Here is a 17098-nt window from a genome sequence, read left to right on the forward strand (position 1 = left end):
CCGTGACCACCACCACCGCCGAGCAGCTCTCGGCCACCACCCTCCTGCGGTTCGCCACCGCCGGTTCCGTCGACGACGGCAAGTCCACGCTGGTCGGGCGGCTGCTGCACGACTCCAAGTCGGTCCTCACCGACCAGTTGGAGGCCGTGGAGGCCGCCTCGCTCAGCCGCGGCCACGAGGGCCCGGACCTGGCGCTGCTCACCGACGGCCTGCGCGCCGAGCGCGAGCAGGGCATCACCATCGACGTGGCCTACCGCTACTTCGCCACACCCCGGCGCCGGTTCATCCTCGCCGACACCCCGGGCCACGTGCAGTACACCCGCAACATGGTCACCGGCGCCTCCACCGCCGAACTGGCCGTGGTGCTGGTCGACGCGCGCAACGGCGTGGTCGAGCAGACTCGCCGGCACGCCGCCGTGGCCGCCCTGCTGCGGGTGCCGCACGTCGTCCTGGCCGTCAACAAGATGGACCTGGTCGACTACGCCGAACCGGTCTACACGGCCATCGCCGAGGAGTTCACCACGTACGCCACCTCGCTGGGCGTGCCGGAGGTGACCATCATCCCGATCTCGGCGCTGGCCGGGGACAACGTGGTGGAGCCCTCGGCCCGGATGGACTGGTACGCCGGCCCGACCGTGCTGGAGCACCTGGAGACCGTCCCGGTCAGCCACGACCTGACCGCCTGCGCACCGCGCTTCCCGGTGCAGTACGTGATCCGGCCGCAGAGCGCCGAGCACCCCGACTACCGCGGGTACGCGGGCCAGATCGCCTCGGGCGCGCTGCGGGTCGGCGAGGAGGTCGTGGTGCTGCCGTCCGGGCGGACCAGCACCGTCGCCGCGATCGACGCGCTCGGCGAGCCGACCGACATCGCCTGGGCCCCGCAGTCGGTGACGGTCCGTCTCGCCGACGACGTGGACGTCTCCCGGGGCGACCTGATCGCGCCGGCGGCCGAGGCGCCTGAGCTGACCCGCGAGGTCGAGGCGACCGTCTGCCACGTGGCGGACGCGCCGCTGACCGTCGGCCACCGGGTGCTGCTCAAGCACACCACCCGCACCGTCAAGGCGATCGTGGAGGCGATCGCCTCGCGGCTCACCCTGGACGACCTCTCCCAGCATCCCGAGCCGGGGCGACTGGAGGCCAACGACATCGGCCGGGTGCGGCTGCGCACCGCCGAACCGCTGGCGGTGGACGCGTACGCGCTCTCGCGGCGTACCGGATCGTTCCTGCTGATCGACCCGGCGGACGGGACGACGCTCACCGCCGGAATGGCGGGCGACGCCTTCGCGGGCGGCGACGCCGCCGCGCGGCCGGCCGGCGAGGCCGACGACGAGGGCTGGGACTTCTGAGATGACGACCGACGGCAGCACCGTGCCGGGTGCGGAACACACCCGGCACGCCGGCCCCCGCTCCTTCGCCGACGTCTACGCGACGTTCGCGAAGGAGGGCGGCCGGGTCGGCAGCGGGGCGCTCGGCAGCGGACAGGGCGGGGTCGCGCGATGTGCGCGCTGACGTACGCGCACCGCTCGCGCGCCCACGCCCCCCACCCGCTCCACCGAAGACCGCCGACCGCCCGGCCGCCCCGACGACGGGGCCCCTGACCAGCGCCGGGCCTGCGAGAGGACACCTCCGTGCCTGCCAGCCGTCCCCCGTTCCGTACCCGCACGCCGCTGCGGGCCCTGGCCGCCGCCGCGGCCCTGCCGCTGCTCGTCGGCGCCCTCGCCTCCTGCGGCTACGGTGCGGGGGCCGCGGACGACGAGAAGTCCGGCAAGGCGGCGGGCGGCAGCACGCTCTCCACCGACCAGGTGAAGCTCGGCTACTTCCCGAACCTCACCCACGCCACCGCGCTGGTCGGCGTCGAGAAGGGCCTCATCGAGAAGGAGCTGGGCGGCGCCGAACTGGTCCCCTCCACCTTCAACGCCGGGCCCTCCGAGATCGAGGCGCTCAACTCGGGCTCCATCGACATCGGCTTCATCGGTCCCTCGCCGTCCGTCAACGGCTACGTCAGGTCGAAGGGCGACAGCCTGCGCATCGTCAGCGGCTCCGCCTCCGGCGGCGTCAAGCTGGTCGTCAACCCCGACAAGATCAAGACCGTCAAGGACCTCAAGGGCAAGAGGATCGCCACCCCGCAGCTCGGCAACACCCAGGACGTGGCGTTCCTGCACTGGATCTCCGAGCAGGGCTGGAAGGTCGACCCGCAGTCCGGCAAGGGCGACGTGTCGGTGGTCCGCACCGACAACAAAATCACCCCGGACGCCTACAACTCCGGTTCGCTGGACGGCGCGTGGGTGCCCGAGCCGACCGCCTCCAAGCTGGTCGCCGACGGCGCGGAGGTGCTGCTGGACGAGGCCGATCTGTGGCCGGACAAGAAGTTCGTGATCACCAACATCATCGTGTCGCAGAAGTTCCTCGAGAACCACCCGGACGCCGTCGAGGCGGTGCTGCGCGGCTCGGTGAAGACCAACCGGTGGATCAACGACAACCCGGACGAGGCCAAGGCGTCCGCCAACGACGCGCTGAAGGCCCTCACCGGCAAGCCGCTGCCCGCCGCCATCCTCGACCCGGCGTGGGAGTCCATCCGGGTCACCGACGACCCGCTGGCCGCCACCCTCGACTCCCAGGCCCGGCACGCGGTCGACGCCGGTCTCCTGGAGAAGCCCGACCTCAAGGGCGTCTACGACCTGCGGCCGCTGAACAAGGTCCTCGAGGCCGAGGGCGCGCCCACGGTGGACGACGCCGGACTCGGCGTCAGGTAACCCTCCCGCCCGGTACCCCCGACCGCAGCCCGTCCGCCCGCTCGCCCCCGGGCGGACGGGCCCCTTCCCGGAGGTGACTCCCATGACCACCACGGTCACCGAGGCAGGCCCCGCAGACGGTACGTCCGCCGGTGCCGCGCCCTCCCCGGCCGCCCGCATCGCCCACGTCTCCAAGTCCTTCCCCGGCCCGGCCGGGGACCAGCTCGTCCTCGACGACATCACCCTGGACGTGGCACCGGGCGAGTTCGTCACGCTGCTCGGCGCCTCCGGGTGCGGCAAGTCGACCCTGCTCAACCTCGTCGCCGGGCTGGACGCGCCGAGCGGCGGCACCATCGAGACGCCGGGCCGCCCGGCGCTGATGTTCCAGGAGCACGCGTTGTTCCCCTGGCTGACGGCCGGCAAGAACATCGAGCTGGCGCTGAGGCTGCGCGGCGTCCCCAGGCCGGAGCGCCGCCCACGCGCCGAGGAACTGCTGGAGCGCGTCCGGCTGGCGGGCGCCCACGGCAAGCGGGTGCACGAGCTGTCCGGCGGCATGCGCCAACGGGTGGCGCTGGCCCGGGCGCTGGCCCAGGACAGCCGGCTGCTGCTGATGGACGAGCCGTTCGCCGCGCTCGACGCCATCACCCGGGACGTGCTGCACGACGAGCTGACGCGGGTCTGGCACGCCGCCAACGAGGACCCCGACGGCCGGAAGCTGTCCGTCCTCTTCGTCACGCACAACGTCCGCGAGGCGGTACGGCTCGCCCAGCGCGTCGTGCTGCTGTCGTCCCGTCCCGGCCGGGTGGCCCGGCAGTGGACGGTGGACATCCCGCAGCCTCGCCGCATCGAGGACGCGGCCGTCGCGGAGCTGTCCGTCGAGATCACCGAAGAACTGCGTGGGGAGATCCGCCGCCATGGCCAGCACTGAGACCCACGACGCCCCCGAGGAGGCGGCCCGCGAGCCGAGGAAGCCCGCAGAGGACCTGGCGAGGGAGGACCTGGCGGGGCTGGAGGCGGGACTGGACGCCCTGGACACGGTGCCCGCCCGCCGCACCTCGCCGCGCGACACCTTCGTCCGCAAGGTGCTGCCGCCACTGGTCGCGGTCGCCCTGGTGCTGGTGGTCTGGCAGGTCCTGGTGTGGGCGCGGGTCACCGAGGAGTACAAGCTGCCCTCACCCGGCGCCGTCTGGGGCGAGGTCGCCGACGCCTGGTACCGGGGGACGCTGCTCGGCTACATCTGGACCAGTGTCTCGCGCGGCCTGCTCGGCTTCCTCTTCGCCCTGGCCATCGGTACGCCGCTGGGGCTGCTGGTGGCGCGGGTCAGGTTCGTCCGGGCGGCCGTCGGGCCGGTCCTCTCGGGGCTCCAGTCGCTGCCGTCGGTGGCCTGGGTGCCGCCCGCGGTGATCTGGCTGGGCCTCAACGACCAGATGATGTTCGCGGTGATCCTGCTGGGCGCCGTCCCCTCCATCGCCAACGGCCTCGTCTCCGGCGTCGACCAGGTCCCCCCGCTCCACCTGCGGGCCGGACGCACCCTCGGCGCGACCGGGCTGCGCGGCACCTGGCACATCGTGATGCCCGCGGCGCTCCCCGGTTACCTGGCGGGGCTCAAGCAGGGGTGGGCGTTCTCCTGGCGGTCGCTGATGGCCGCCGAGATCATCGCCTCCTCCCCGGAGCTCGGCATCGGCCTCGGCCAGCTCCTGGAGAACGGCCGCACCGCGAGCAGCATGCCCATGGTCTTCCTCGCCATCCTGCTCATTCTCGTCGTCGGCGTCGCCATCGACCTGCTGATCTTCAGCCCGCTGGAGCGCTGGGTGCTGCGCGACCGCGGGCTGCTCGCCCGGAGCTGACCATGCGCCACCTCACCCTTCCCCCCGTCCCGCCCGTCCTGGTGGTCGTGGCCCACGGCAGCCGGGACCCCCGGCACGCCGCCACCGTGCACAGGCTGGTCGCGCGGGTCCGCGGACTCGCCCCGGGCCTGCGGGCCGAGGCCGCGTTCCTCGACTTCGACACGGAGACGGTGCCCTCCCTTCTGGAGCGGCTGTACGCCGAGGGGGTGCGGGACGTGGTGGCGCTGCCGCTGCTGCTGACCCGGGCCTTCCACGCCAAGGCGGACCTGCCGGCCGTACTGCGCGAGAGCGCGTCCCGGCTGCCGCTGCTGCGCGTCCGGCCAGCCGGGGTGCTCGGCCCCTCCCCGCTGCTGGTGGCGGCGCTGGAGCGGCGGCTCGGTGAGGCCGGGGCCGATCTCACACAGCGTGGCTCGACCGGGGTCGTCCTGGCCTCGGCGGGCTCCTCCGACCCGGAGGCGATCGCGGTGATCGCAGACATCGCGCGGGAGTGGCGGCGCACCGGTTGGTGCGCCGTGCGGCCTGCGTTCGCCTCCGCCTGCGGTCCGGGCCGCCCCCGGACCGAGGACGCGGTCGCCGCCCTGCGCGCCGAAGGGGTGCGCGGGGTGGTGGTCGCGCCCTACGTCCTGGCCCCCGGCCGGCTGCCGGACCGGATCGCGGCGGGGGCCGCCGGGGCGGATGTCCTCGCGCCCGTGCTGGGTGCTGCGCCCGAGGTGGCGCGGCTGGTGCTGCGGCGGTATCGCGAGACCGGGGCCGGCTCGCGGCCGGCGGCCGCCTGATCCCTCGCCGCCTCTGAGACGGGGTGACCTCACACGCCGGCCGGGCTCAGTGGCCTCAAGCACCGGCGAGGCTCGGTGGCCTCAAGCACCGACCGGGCTGAAAGGACGGCCGCGAACGCCGGCGAGGCCGAGTCTCCGCTGGGATCCGGCCCCCACGTTCCGCTCACTGATGGCCTCAAGCGCCGGCCGGGCTGAGTTTCGGCTGATCCCGGCCCCGGGCACCGGTTCCCCTTGGCCTCGAACGTCAGCCCGCTCTCTCGCCCCTCAGCCCGGCCGGCCACCCCAGAGGCCCGGCCGGCGCTTGAGGCCATCTTGAAGCGGCACTCGAAGCCGGACCGACGCGACTCCAGCCCAGCCGGCGCTTGAGGCCACTCTCGGAGCCCGGCCGGCGCTTGAGGCCTCCGAGCCTGCCCGGTGGGTGAGGGCCGGGCTTGCCGGTTCGGCAAAGAAGTTGGCCTCGTGCGGGGTGCGGCCCGCAGGTTGGGGGCGCGGCGGCCACGGAGGCCGCCCTGTGGAGGGAGCCCCATGGACGCCCAGTACTGGGACGAGAAGTACCGCGGCACGGACCAGCTCTTCAGCGGCGCCCCCAACGCCGTCCTGGTGACGGAGGCCGCGGAGCTGCCCCCGGGCCACGCCCTGGACCTGGGCTGCGGCGAGGGCGCCGACGCCCACTGGCTGGCTCGCCGCGGCTGGCGGGTCACCGCCGTGGACATCGCCCCGACCGCCCTGCGCCGGGCGGCGGAGGCCGCCCCCGAGCTGGCGGACCAGGTGACCTGGACGGCCGCCGACATCACCCGCACGCCCCCGGCGCCCCGCACCTACGACCTGGTCAGCGCCCACTACTTCCCGCTCCCCCGCGCCGGGGACCACGCCGCGCTCCACGGCCTGCTGGAGGCGGTGGCCCCCGGCGGCACCCTGCTCTTCACCGGCCACGACCTGGCCGGCCTGGCGGACCACCTGGAGCGGGAGTACACCCCGCACGACTTCTACCAGCCGGCGGAGGTGGCCGCCCTGCTCGGCGAGGAGTGGACGGTCCTGGTCGACGAGACGCGCCCGCGCACCACCCCGCCGCCGCCGGGCACCGGCCACACCCACGACACCGTGCTGCGGGCCCGGCGGCGTCCGTAGCGGGGGCGGGGGCGCGGCCGGGCCGCGGGTATCGTCGGCCCGGTCGGCCCGTACCTCTACTCCCCTAGGAGCGACATGTCCGTCCTCGACGTCGAGATCGACGCCCTCACCGGTGGTTCCGCCGACCTGGCCCAGTACCGGGGTACGGCCGTACTGGTGGTCAACGTCGCCTCCCGGTGCGGTCTGACCCCGCAGTACGCGGGCCTGGAGAAGCTGCACCAGCGGTACGCGGCGCGGGGCTTCACCGTGCTGGGCGTGCCGTGCAACCAGTTCATGGGCCAGGAGCCGGGCACCGCCGAGGAGATCGCCGCCTTCTGCTCGGCCACGTACGGCGCGACCTTCCCGATGACGGAGAAGACCGACGTCAACGGCGCGGGCCGGCACCCGCTCTACACCGGGCTGGTGGGGACGGCCGACGGTGAGGGCCACACCGGGGACATCCGCTGGAACTTCGAGAAGTTCCTCATCGCCCCGGACGGCACGGTCGCCGCGCGCTTCTCGCCGCAGACGGAGCCCGACGCCGAGGAGATCTCCTCGGCGGTCGAGGCGGTCCTCCCCCGCTGACACGCGGACGACCGCCGTGCCCCGTGGGGGTGGGCGCGGCGGTCGCCGGTTGCGGGCAGGTGCCCCGGGCCGGAGCCCGGGGCACCCGTGCCGAACGCGTCGGCACAGTACGTCGGGTGATTACTCGACGACCTTCAGGAGCAGGTTGGGCGTGCCGGCGCTCGGGTTGGTGATGGCGTCCGCGGTGGCACCCTCGGTGAGCGCGGTGGCGACCTCCTCCGGAGTGGCCTCCGGGTTGCCCGCGAGGTAGACGGCGGCGGCGCCGACGACGTGCGGGGTGGCCATGGAGGTGCCGGAGATGGTGTTGGTGGCGTCGTCGCCGGTGTTCCAGGCCGAGGTGATCTCGGAGCCCGGGGCGTAGATGTCGACGATGTCGCCGTAGTTGGAGAAGGAGGACTGCGCGTCGTCCTCGTCGGAGGAGGCCACGGTGATGGCCTCCTCGACGCGGGCGGGCGAGCTGGACGAGGCGTCGCTGGACTCGTTGCCCGCGGCGACACCGTAGGTGACCCCGGCGGCGATGGAGTTGCGGACCGCGGTGTCGAGGGCCTCGTCGGCGCCGCCGCCGAGGCTCATGTTGGCGACGGACGGGCCGGAGTGGTTCTCGGTGACCCAGTCGATGCCGGCGATGACCTGCTCGGTGGTGCCGGAACCGTTGTCGTCCAGGACGCGGACGGCGACGATGTCCGCCTTCTTGGCAACACCGTGGGCGGCACCGGCGATGGTGCCGGCGACGTGGGTGCCGTGGCCGTTGCCGTCGTCGGCGTCGTCGTCGTTGTCCACCGCGTCGTAGCCGGAGGTGGCGCGGCCCTCGAAGTCCTCGTGGGTCACGCGGACGCCCGTGTCGATGACGTAGGCGGTGACGCCCTCACCGGCCGCGTCGGGGTAGTTGTACTCGCCGTCGCCGGCGGTCTCGGTCTGGTCGATGCGGTCCAGGCCCCAGGACGGCGGGTTGGTCTGGGTCGCGTCGATGGTGAACTTCTTGTTCTGGACGACCTTCTCGACCGCCGGGTCGGCGGCCAGGCGCTTGGCGTCCTCCAGCGACATGCCGGCGGTGGAGAAGCCGTTGACGGCCGAGCCGTAGTTGCGCTTGAAGGTGCCGCCGTACTCCTTGGCCAGGCCCTTCTTCTCGGCCTTGCTGGCCTTCTCGTCGAGCATGACGATGTAGCTGCCGGAGACGGCGCCCTTGGCCGTGGTGCCGTAGACCTTGCCCTCGACGGGCGCCGGCGCGGCGCCCGCGAACGGGCTCGCGAAGACGGTGACGCCGACCGCCATGGCGGTGGTGGCTATCGCGGCGGTGAGCTTGGTCCTGCGGGCACGCTGGTGAGTTGCCATGAAGAGGGATCTCCTCGCGCTGTGGGGGGTTATGAGGGTGCGCGGCGCGCACCGTCCGCCCGAGTACGGCAGTGGGGGTGGGACGGGTGATGCGGCCGGACGCCAACTGCCCCGGAAATTCTCGCGAATTGCTGGGGCTGGAACGAAACCCTGTCTGATTGACGCGCGCAGATCAAGACCTTCATGCGCCTGTGACTTGTTCAACAAGTTTTCGTAATCACAAATCCGCGACCTGCAGACACTTCGGGCACCGGCGGCCGCTTCCCCCGCTCGTCGAGGACATGCGCGCCACGCACGTGAAGGTTCTGCGGTCGCTGCGGCGACTTGGTGATCACTCGTCGGGCCTCGTGAGCACACGCGGACACGCCCCACGCGCCCGGCACGACCGGAGCGCGGCGCCTCAGTTGGGGCGGCCACCGGCTGGCCGGATCGCCACGGCACACTCCACGCCACAGCGTCCGGAATCAGCCACCCGAACGGCCGGGAATCCCCGCCGTCCGCCCGGCGGGCCCGTCCGCCGAACGGACGCCCCCCACCTCGCAGCGGTACAGCGGCGGGCCGGGAAAGCCGACACAACACAGCGAACGACGCGTATCGGATACCGCTCGCCGCTGGAGGTCCTCATGACGCTCTCTCACGCCCCCTCCACCGAGGCCCTGGACGAGGAGGCGGCACGCCTCCACGAGTCCGCCGCCTGGCAGGAACTCATCGCCTCCTGGCCCACCACCGCCGCCCCCGGCCTCCACCCCGGCCCCACTCCGGTTCCCGGGCCGGACCCGGTCACGCCCGACCGGGGGACCGACGCCCCGCGGGAGGAGTGGCGCGCCCTGCTCTCCGTCCCGGTCGCCGAACTGGTCGCACGGGCCGCCCGTGCCCTCCCCGCACCGGACCCGGCCGCCGCGTCCCCGCTCCCGGGCCGGATCGGGGCGGTCCTTCCCGACCGCCTGTACGGCTGGCGGCGCGCGGGCAGCGCCGAGGTCCTCCCCTCGGTCCACCTGGCGTACGCACGGCGCGTCCTGGTCGACTGGGGCTGGCAGAACCGGCCGTACCGGATGCGGAACCTGCGCGGCGCCCGCTGCCTGTGCGGTGCCCTGCTCACCGCCCACCGCCTGGGCCAGGGCAGCCTGGACACCGCCAACCGCTCGGCGGCCTGGCTGATGACCGAGCTGCACGCCCGGGGCTGGCGCGACCTCATCGGCCCGTGGAACCGCGCGCCGGGCAGGACGGCCGACGAGGCTCTGGAGCTGCTGGACGCGGCGACGGCACGGGCCCGCCACGCCGGCGAATGAGACCGGCGTCGAGGACCGGGCCGTCCCTGAGTCCCCTCCGGAAGACACCGAGGGCGCGGCCCTTGGGCGAAGGGCCGCGCCCCGGGGGTGGAGCGGTGGCGGCGGGTCCGGCGGAGGGAGGCGAGCCGAGGGACTCTCAGCCCCGCCCGGTGTCCGGCAGTTCGCGGGGCTCGTCGACGGCGCCGCCGTCCTTGTCCAGCAGGCTGCCGGCGGGCCGCGTCGGCACCGGCTCGGCGGAGCCGGTGGTGACGCGGGGCAGCGCGTAGGGGTGCTCCTCGGCGAGCCAGACGAGGAGCTGTTCGCGGACGGTGCAGCGGACGGTCCAGATGTCGTCGGCGTCCCGGGCCGTGACGACGACGCGCACCTCCATGGTGGTGGCGGTGGAGTCGGTGACGGCCAGGTTCCAGCTGCGCCCGTCCCACGCCTCGCAGTGGTCGAGGATCTCCTCGGTCTTCTTGCGCATCATGCCGAGCGGGGCCCGGTGGTCGAGCTGGAAGAAGACCGACCCGGTCATCTGCGCGCCGCCGCGCGACCAGTTCTCGAAGGGCTGGCTGGTGAAGTAGGAGACGGGCATGGTGAGGCGCCGCTCGTCCCAGGTGCGCACGGCGACCACGGTGAGGGTCACCTCGTCGATGACACCCCATTCCCCGTCGACGACCACGGTGTCACCGAGCCGCACCATGTCGCCGAAGGCGATCTGGAACCCGGCGAAGAGGTTGCCGAGGGTGGACTGGGCGGCGACACCCGCGACGATGCCGATGATGCCCGCCGAGGCGAGCATCGAGGTGCCGACGGCGCGCAGCTCGGGGAAGGTCAGCAGCATCGCCGCACCCGCGACCACGCAGACGACGGCCGTGACGATGCGCATGATCAGCGTGACCTGGGTGCGCACCCGCCGCACCCGCGCCCGGTCGGCGGACATCGAGGCGTACCGCGCGTACGTCGACTCGACGGCGGCGGCCGCCGCACGCAGCACCAGCCAGGCGCTGGAGGCGATCAGGACGAGTGAGAGCAACTGCCCGATGCCCGCCTCGTGGTTCTGGATGATGTCCAGCTTGGTCTGCCGGTAGGAGCCGCGCAGGATCGCGGTGAGCAGCACCACCTGGAGCGGCGGTCGGCAGCGGCGCAGCAGGCCCCAGAGCGGGGTCTCCGGGTGGCGGGCGTTGGCCCTCCTCAACAGCAGGTCGGCGAGCCAGCCGAGCAGCAGGGTGAGGGCGAGTGCACCGCCCACGACGATCAGCGGACGCAGTACGTTCTCCATGACTCCGGGTGCCTGAGGCGGGACGGGGACGGGGGGCGCCGGCCCGCACGGCTTCCCTCGGGGAGGGAGACGGGGGGCCGCGACCGTGCCGCCGCCCGCGCCCCGGTCGGGGAGGGGGAGACGCGAGGCGTGCGACCGGTCCGCTCTGCGCGTGCCCGGCCACCCCGAGAGGAAACCGCCCGCCACGGGTGCCGCTCCCGGACGAGTTCGGCCTGGTCGGCCCCGTCGCGGCGGAGCAGGTGGTCGGCGAAGGGGGCGAGACCGGCCTCGTGCCGGGCCCCCAGGTGTTCCGGGCAGACGCCTCGGCGGGCCTCCGTGGTCTGGTCGGGCACCTCCTTCCCGCGCACGGTGAGATGAAACACAGGGACGCGGTGTTCGTCGCCGTCGCCCTGTCGGCCACCGGCCGCCGTGAACGCCTCGCCACAGCCGTCGCCGCCCGGCCGCCCCGTCGCCCGCCGACTCGGCGGGCCCGGCGCGGAGGCGGAGTCGCCGGAGCAGAGCGAGGAGTCGCTCGCCGCCTGACCGCCGCCGCTCCCCCGCGCCCGCGCCCGCGCCCCGCCGAGCCTGCCCGGGCGGGGCGCAGCAGGTCCCCGGGGCCGTGACCGTGCCCCGGGTGAAAGACTGGCCGGGCACCAGACACACGGAGGAACGATGGACGAGCCCCAGGCCAGATCCGTACTGGCCGCCGCCGGCCTCTCGACCCCCGCCGAGGAGGCGACCCTGCTGGCCTTCGGCGAGAACGCCGTCTTCGCCTTCGGCGACGTCGTGGCCAAGGTGGGCCGCGCGCCCGAACTCCTCGAACGCGCCCGCCGCGAACTGCGGATCGCCGTCTGGCTCCAGGAGCGGGGCGTCCCCGCCGTCCGCGCCGTACAGCCCGAACCGCTGCTGGTCGACGGCCACCCCGTCACCCTCTGGCGCCGCCTCTGCGAACCGGTGCGCCCGGCCGCCCCCGCCGACCTCGCGGCGCTGCTCCGCCAGGTGCACGCCCTGGACCCGCCGCCCTTCGGGCTGCCGCGCCGGGAACTCCTCGGCGGCGTCGAGCGCTGGCTGCGGCTGGCGGGCGACGCCATCGACCCGGCCGACGCCGACTACCTCCGCGAGCGCCGGGACGGCTTCGCCGCCGCCGCGTCCTCGCTCGTCCCGCTTCTGCCGCCCGGCCCGATCCACGGCGACGCCCTGCCGCGCAACGTGCACATCGGCCCCGAGGGCCCGGTCCTCACCGACCTGGAGACCTTCTCCTCGGACCTGCGCGAACACGACCTGGTGGTCCTGGCCCTCTCCCGCGACCGGTACGGCCTCCCGGACGAGGAGTACCGGCGTTTCACCTCGGTCTACGGCTGGGACGTGCGGGAGTGGGACGGCTGCGCCGTGCTGCGCGGCGCCCGTGAGACGGCCAGCTGCGCCTGGGTCTCCCAGCACGCCCCGGGCAACCCCAAGGCGCTGGCCGAGTTCCGCCGCCGGGTCGCCTCGCTGCGCGACGGCGACACCGAGGTCCGCTGGCACCCCTTCTGACGCCGGCCTCGCCACGCGGGGCCGACCCCGGCCGCTCAGGCGGCCTCGGCGTGCAGCGGCCAGCTTCCGTCGACCACCGCCCCCGCCTCCCCCTTGCGCCGCAGGTACGCTTGGAAGTCGGCGGCCCGCTCGGCGGCCCAGCCGATCTGCCGCTCGTGCAGCGCGGCGGGCCCGAGGGCGGCGACCTTGGGGTGGCGCAGGGCTATCGCCCGGGCCAGCCGGGCCGCCGCCAGGGCGTCGGCGGCGGCGTCGTGGGCGGCCGCCAGCTCCACGCCGTACTCGGCGCAGACCGTCGACAGGCGGCGACTGCCCCGGCGGTAGCGGTCTACGGCGCGGTCCACGGTGAGCGGGTCGATCACCGGGCCCAGGGGCGCCCCGCCCAGCCGCTCGGTGAGCGAGGGCAGGTCGTGGCGGCGCAGTTCGGCGGCGAGCAGGGTGAGGTCGAACGGGGCGTTGTAGGCGACGACGGGGACGCCCGCGCGCCAGTACCCGGTGAGCGCCTCGGCGACCGCGTCGGCGACCCGGTCGGGCGGCCCGCCCTCGGCGGCGGCGCGGGCGTCGGTGATGCCGTGGACGGCGGTGGCCCCGGCCGGGATGGGTATGCCCGGGTCGGCGAGCCAGGTGCGGTGACCGCGGGGCTCGCCGTCCGCCACCTCGATGACGGCGGCCGTGACGATCCGCGCCTCCCGCGGGTCGGTGCCCGTAGTCTCCAGGTCGAACCCGATCAGCAGCTCCCGGTGCCAGCCCATGGCCGCCCCTCCTTGTTGTGCGTTCCCCCAGTGGTGCCCCACCTTCGCACGCACCACCGACAGCGCCACTTCCCGTCGGCCGCCTCGCCGTGCCTCCCACCTGCCCGGCGGCCCGTCGGGCCGCACCCGGGCGGAGGGAGGGCGGCGGTCGACTCAGGAGACGGGCCGCGAGTCGGCCCAGGCCAGCTCGAACTCCTCGCGGTAGGTCTCGAACAGCCCGTTCTCCCCCGGGCCTTCCCCGCGCACCACGCGCCCGCCGCCGCGCAGGACGAGGACCGGGGCCTCCATGCCCCGGGTGCGCCTGAGGTAGGACTGGACGACGGCCACCCCGTCGGCGCCGTCCCCGTCGACGAGGTAGGCGGTGAAGCGGGGCGTCTCGTCGTACACCTGGATCTCGAAGGCGCCCGGGTCGCGCAGCCGGGCGCGGACCCGGCGCATGTGGAGGATGTTCATCTCCACCGAGCGGCTCAGCTCCCCGCGCTTGAGGCCCAGCTCGCGTTCGCGGCGCTTGACGGCGCTGGAGGCGGGGTTGAGGAAGAGCAGGCGGACGCGGCTGCCCTCCTCGGCGAGACGGATCAGCCGGCGCCCGGAGAAGTTCTGCACGAGCAGGTTGAGCCCTATGCCGATGGCGTCCAGCCGCCGGGCCCCGCCGAACAGGTCCTCGGCGGGGAACTGCCGCAGCAGCCGGACCCGGTCCGGGTGGACGCCGACGACGTCCGCGTACCGGTCGCCGACCAGGTCCTCCACGGCGTCCACGCGCAGCCGCCGGGCCGAGGGCACGTCGGAGCCGGCGCCGAGCATCTCCAGCAGCACCGCCGAGGCCCGCTCCGCCTGGGCGAGGACGGCCTGGGAGAGGGCCCGGTTGCGGGAGACGACGTTGCGGGTGACCTCCAGCTCGTCGAGAGCCAGCTCGACGGCGCGCCGGTCGTCGAAGTACGGCTCGAAGCAGGGCCAGTGCTGCACCATCAGCTCGCGCAGCTGCGGCAGGGTGAGGAAGCTCAGCACGTTGTCGTCGGCCGGGTCGAGGAGGTAGCCCTTGCGGCGGCTGACCTCGCGGACGGCGACGGCGCGCTGCACCCACTCCTGTCCGGCGGGCCCGGCGGCGGCGACCACCCAGTCCTCGCCGTGCACCGGCTCGTAGACCGGGCGCAGCACGGCGGCGACCACGGCGCGCAGCCGCTGTTCGACCAGGTTGAGCCAGATGTAGGCGCGCCCGGCGCGCTGGGCCCGGGTGCGGACCTCGCTCCAGGCGTCGGCGCCCCAGTCCAGTTCGGGGCCTATCTGGGCGCCGGTCTCCACCGGCCGCGCCAGGGACACCGCTCCGGACGGGACCGCTCCGGAGCCCCCCTCGTGATCTGGGTCACCAGGGGGCAGCTCCAGCCCTCCCGAGCTCACCCGCGTACCGCCTTCCGCTCCCCGGAGGCCCCCGGCACTCCCCTGTTCAACGATCAAGGAAGGGTACTCCGGGTGTGGCGGGTGCGCAGCCCGAAGCCCGGGGTCCTCTCCCAACTGGACGGGCCGTCAAGGCCGTTGCCGGAAGCCTAATGGAACCCCGGGGCTCCGGCCGCCGCGGTCACCCGGGTGGACCGGCAGAAGTCCTAGGTACTGACCTCACTTTCGGGGAGACTCGGCCCGAAGCGGTCCCACCGTTCCGGGCTTGCCCCGGGCCTCAGACGGAAGAGTCGAGCCATGCAGGTCTGGCCTGGACAGGCGTATCCCCTCGGTGCCTCCTACGACGGCGCCGGCACGAACTTCGCGGTCTTCTCGGAGGCGGCGGACCGGATCGAACTGGTGCTGCTGCACGACGACGGCTCCGAGACGGCGGTGGAGCTGCGCGAGACCGACGCGTTCGTGCGCCACGCGTACCTGCCCGGCGTCATGCCCGGCCAGCGGTACGGCTTCCGCGTCCACGGCCCCTACGCCCCCGAGCGCGGTCAGCGCTGCAACAGCGCCAAGCTCCTCCTCGACCCGTACGCCCGTGCGGTCAGCGGCAAGATCAAGTGGGGCGAGGAGGTGTACGGCTACCACTTCGGCTCCCCGGAGAAGCGCAACGACCTCGACTCGGCCCCGCACACCATGTCCTCGGTGGTGGTCAACCCGTACTTCGACTGGGGCGACGACCGCCGCCCGCGCACCGATTACCACCGCACGGTGATCTACGAGGCCCACGTGAAGGGGCTGACGATGCTCCATCCGGCCCTGCCGGAGGAGCTGCGCGGCACCTACGCGGCCCTCGCCCACCCCGCGATCCTGGAGCACCTCACCGAGCTGGGCATCACCACGCTGGAGCTGATGCCGGTCCACCAGTTCGTCAACGACCACCGCCTCGCCGACGCGGGACTCGCCAACTACTGGGGCTACAACACCATCGGCTTCTTCGCCCCGCACAACGCCTACGCATCCTGGGGGGACCGGGGCCAGCAGGTGCTGGAGTTCAAGTCGGCGGTGCGCGCCCTGCACCAGGCGGGCATCGAGGTCATCCTCGACGTGGTCTACAACCACACCGCCGAGGGCAACCACCTGGGCCCGACCCTCTCCTTCCGGGGGCTGGACAACGCCTCGTACTACCGGCTGAGCGCCGACGACCCCCGCTACTACATGGACACCACGGGCACCGGGAACTCCCTGCTCATGCGGTCCCCGCACGTTCTCCAGCTCATCATGGACTCGCTGCGGTACTGGGTGACGGACATGCACGTCGACGGGTTCCGCTTCGACCTGGCGGCGACCCTGGCGCGGCAGTTCCACGAGGTGGACCGGCTGTCGTCCTTCTTCGACCTGGTGCAGCAGGACCCGGTGGTCAGCCAGGTCAAACTGATCGCGGAGCCCTGGGACGTGGGCGAGGGCGGCTACCAGGTGGGGAACTTCCCGCCGCTGTGGACCGAGTGGAACGGCAAGTACCGCGACACGGTCCGCGACATGTGGCGCGGCGAACCGCGCACGCTGGCGGAGTTCGCCTCCCGGCTCACCGGCTCCTCCGACCTGTACCAGGACGACGGGCGGCGCCCGCTGGCCTCCATCAACTTCGTCACCTGCCACGACGGCTTCACCCTGCACGACCTGACGGCGTACAACGACAAGCACAACGACGCCAACGGCGAGGGCAACCGGGACGGCGAGAGCCACAACCGCTCGTGGAACTGCGGGACCGAGGGCGCCACCGAGGACCGGAAGGTGCGGGAGCTGCGCCGTCGGCAGATGCGCAACTTCATCGCCACCCTGATGCTCTCCCAGGGCGTGCCGATGCTCAGCCACGGCGACGAGTTCGCCCGCACCCAGCGCGGCAACAACAACGCCTACTGCCAGGACAGCGAGATCTCCTGGGTGCACTGGCCCGAGGAGGCCGACGGCAGGGCGGGTCCGCGGGAGCCGGAGGACGGGCAGTCGCTGCTGGAGTTCACCCGGGCCATGGTGTGGCTCCGCCGCGACCACCCGGTCTTCCGGCGCCGCCGCTTCTTCCACGGCCGGCCGGTGCGGGGCACCCACGACGACCTGTCCGACATCGCCTGGTACACCCCCGAGGGCGAGGAGATGACCCAGCGGGACTGGGACTCCGCGCAGGCCAGGGCGCTCACCGTGTTCCTCAACGGCAACGCCATCTCCGAGCCGGGGCCGCGCGGCGAGTCGATCCACGACGACTCGTTCCTGCTGATGTTCAACGCCTCCCCCGAGCCGCTGGAGTTCCTCGTCCCCACCGGACTGGGCCGCGAGTGGCAGGCCGTGGTGGAGACCGCCGCACCGGAAGGCGCCCGGCCGGGTGACGGCCCGAAGGTCCGCGCCGGGCAGCGGCTCGCCCTGCCCGACCGCAGCCTGACCGTCCTCCAGCGGCCCGCCTGACACCGTGCGGGCCCCGCGCCGTCACCCCGGCGCGCCGCACGATGACGACAACAGCCGCCCGAAGGGTACGT

General features: G+C 73.7%; 15 protein-coding genes. 11 read left to right on the forward strand and 4 right to left on the reverse strand.

All coding sequences use genetic code 11. The annotated features are described in order from the left end of the window. Positions 1 to 2: 2 nt before the first annotated feature. The 8 genes from Sdia_RS22355 (at position 3) to Sdia_RS22390 (ending at position 7047) form a co-directional block, all read left to right on the forward strand. Positions 3 to 1346, forward strand: a complete 1344-nt coding sequence (locus Sdia_RS22355; protein WP_189499842.1) for a sulfate adenylyltransferase subunit 1 — start codon at positions 3 to 5, stop codon at positions 1344 to 1346. A gap of 1 nt (position 1347) precedes the next feature. Further along, the gene (locus Sdia_RS22360) at positions 1348 to 1509 is read left to right on the forward strand and encodes a hypothetical protein (protein ID WP_181844079.1); all 162 of its coding nucleotides are present in this window, start codon (positions 1348 to 1350) and stop codon (positions 1507 to 1509) included. A gap of 119 nt (positions 1510 to 1628) precedes the next feature. Then, positions 1629 to 2753 (forward strand): ABC transporter substrate-binding protein, encoded by a 1125-nt coding sequence (locus Sdia_RS22365; RefSeq protein WP_100453413.1) that lies wholly within the window; start codon positions 1629 to 1631, stop codon positions 2751 to 2753. Positions 2754 to 2835: 82 nt separating this feature from the next. Further along, a complete protein-coding gene (locus Sdia_RS22370; protein WP_100453412.1) occupies positions 2836 to 3660 on the forward strand; it encodes an ABC transporter ATP-binding protein in 825 nt (274 codons plus the stop codon). Continuing rightward, positions 3647 to 4579, forward strand: a complete 933-nt coding sequence (locus Sdia_RS22375) for an ABC transporter permease (RefSeq protein WP_115069136.1) — start codon at positions 3647 to 3649, stop codon at positions 4577 to 4579. The genes Sdia_RS22370 and Sdia_RS22375 overlap by 14 nt, the downstream gene beginning before the upstream one ends. Before the next feature lie 2 nt (positions 4580 to 4581). Then, on the forward strand, positions 4582 to 5355 hold the full coding sequence (locus tag Sdia_RS22380) for a sirohydrochlorin chelatase (protein ID WP_100453410.1): 774 nt from the start codon (positions 4582 to 4584) through the stop codon (positions 5353 to 5355). 525 nt (positions 5356 to 5880) lie between these two features. Continuing rightward, positions 5881 to 6483, forward strand: coding sequence for a class I SAM-dependent methyltransferase (locus Sdia_RS22385; protein WP_189399564.1), 603 nt, complete (start codon positions 5881 to 5883; stop codon positions 6481 to 6483). A 75-nt stretch (positions 6484 to 6558) separates the two neighbouring features. Beyond that, a complete protein-coding gene (locus Sdia_RS22390; protein WP_100453408.1) occupies positions 6559 to 7047 on the forward strand; it encodes a glutathione peroxidase in 489 nt (162 codons plus the stop codon). Positions 7048 to 7167: 120 nt separating this feature from the next. Here the strand turns inward: Sdia_RS22390 and Sdia_RS22395 are convergent, their stop codons facing one another. Next, positions 7168 to 8379, reverse strand: coding sequence for a S8 family peptidase (locus Sdia_RS22395; RefSeq protein WP_100453407.1), 1212 nt, complete (start codon positions 8377 to 8379; stop codon positions 7168 to 7170). A 623-nt stretch (positions 8380 to 9002) separates the two neighbouring features. Between Sdia_RS22395 and Sdia_RS22400 the strand changes: the two genes are divergently transcribed. Then, entirely contained in the window at positions 9003 to 9668 is a 666-nt protein-coding gene (locus Sdia_RS22400) for a DUF6197 family protein (protein ID WP_100453406.1), read from the forward strand. Between the two features lie 136 nt (positions 9669 to 9804). Here the strand turns inward: Sdia_RS22400 and Sdia_RS22405 are convergent, their stop codons facing one another. Next, a complete protein-coding gene (locus Sdia_RS22405) occupies positions 9805 to 10929 on the reverse strand; it encodes a mechanosensitive ion channel family protein (RefSeq protein ID WP_100453405.1) in 1125 nt (374 codons plus the stop codon). 651 nt (positions 10930 to 11580) lie between these two features. Between Sdia_RS22405 and Sdia_RS22410 the strand changes: the two genes are divergently transcribed. Further along, complete coding sequence (locus tag Sdia_RS22410) at positions 11581 to 12441, forward strand: aminoglycoside phosphotransferase family protein (protein ID WP_100453404.1); 861 nt, start codon at positions 11581 to 11583, stop codon at positions 12439 to 12441. A gap of 35 nt (positions 12442 to 12476) precedes the next feature. Here the strand turns inward: Sdia_RS22410 and Sdia_RS22415 are convergent, their stop codons facing one another. Together Sdia_RS22415 and Sdia_RS22420 are read right to left on the reverse strand one after the other, a co-directional pair. Beyond that, entirely contained in the window at positions 12477 to 13190 is a 714-nt protein-coding gene (locus tag Sdia_RS22415) for an exonuclease domain-containing protein (RefSeq protein ID WP_100453403.1), read from the reverse strand. A 153-nt stretch (positions 13191 to 13343) separates the two neighbouring features. Then, positions 13344 to 14585 (reverse strand): DUF5919 domain-containing protein, encoded by a 1242-nt coding sequence (locus Sdia_RS22420; protein ID WP_100453402.1) that lies wholly within the window; start codon positions 14583 to 14585, stop codon positions 13344 to 13346. Between the two features lie 294 nt (positions 14586 to 14879). Here Sdia_RS22420 and glgX point away from each other — a divergent pair, with 294 nt between their 5' ends. Beyond that, a complete protein-coding gene (glgX, locus tag Sdia_RS22425; RefSeq protein ID WP_100453401.1) occupies positions 14880 to 17027 on the forward strand; it encodes a glycogen debranching protein GlgX in 2148 nt (715 codons plus the stop codon). Positions 17028 to 17098 lie beyond the last annotated feature (71 nt).

Origin of the sequence: Streptomyces diastaticus subsp. diastaticus (assembly GCF_011170125.1) — a bacterium.
Classification (GTDB): Bacteria; Actinomycetota; Actinomycetes; order Streptomycetales; family Streptomycetaceae; genus Streptomyces; species Streptomyces diastaticus.

Bases quoted from the DNA above. Each gene is read 5' to 3' on its own strand.
- Sdia_RS22375 (WP_115069136.1), top strand. From the start codon at position 3,647: ATGGCCAGCACTGAGACCCACGACGCCCCCGAGGAGGCGGCCCGCGAG.
- Sdia_RS22360 (WP_181844079.1), top strand. From the start codon at position 1,348: ATGACGACCGACGGCAGCACCGTGCCGGGTGCGGAACACACCCGGCAC.
- Sdia_RS22400 (WP_100453406.1), top strand. From the start codon at position 9,003: ATGACGCTCTCTCACGCCCCCTCCACCGAGGCCCTGGACGAGGAGGCG.
- Sdia_RS22390 (WP_100453408.1), top strand. From the start codon at position 6,559: ATGTCCGTCCTCGACGTCGAGATCGACGCCCTCACCGGTGGTTCCGCC.
- glgX (WP_100453401.1), top strand. From the start codon at position 14,880: ATGCAGGTCTGGCCTGGACAGGCGTATCCCCTCGGTGCCTCCTACGAC.
- Sdia_RS22385 (WP_189399564.1), top strand. From the start codon at position 5,881: ATGGACGCCCAGTACTGGGACGAGAAGTACCGCGGCACGGACCAGCTC.
- Sdia_RS22405 (WP_100453405.1), bottom strand. From the start codon at position 10,929: ATGGAGAACGTACTGCGTCCGCTGATCGTCGTGGGCGGTGCACTCGCC.
- Sdia_RS22410 (WP_100453404.1), top strand. From the start codon at position 11,581: ATGGACGAGCCCCAGGCCAGATCCGTACTGGCCGCCGCCGGCCTCTCG.
- Sdia_RS22395 (WP_100453407.1), bottom strand. From the start codon at position 8,379: ATGGCAACTCACCAGCGTGCCCGCAGGACCAAGCTCACCGCCGCGATA.
- Sdia_RS22380 (WP_100453410.1), top strand. From the start codon at position 4,582: ATGCGCCACCTCACCCTTCCCCCCGTCCCGCCCGTCCTGGTGGTCGTG.
- Sdia_RS22370 (WP_100453412.1), top strand. From the start codon at position 2,836: ATGACCACCACGGTCACCGAGGCAGGCCCCGCAGACGGTACGTCCGCC.
- Sdia_RS22415 (WP_100453403.1), bottom strand. From the start codon at position 13,190: ATGGGCTGGCACCGGGAGCTGCTGATCGGGTTCGACCTGGAGACTACG.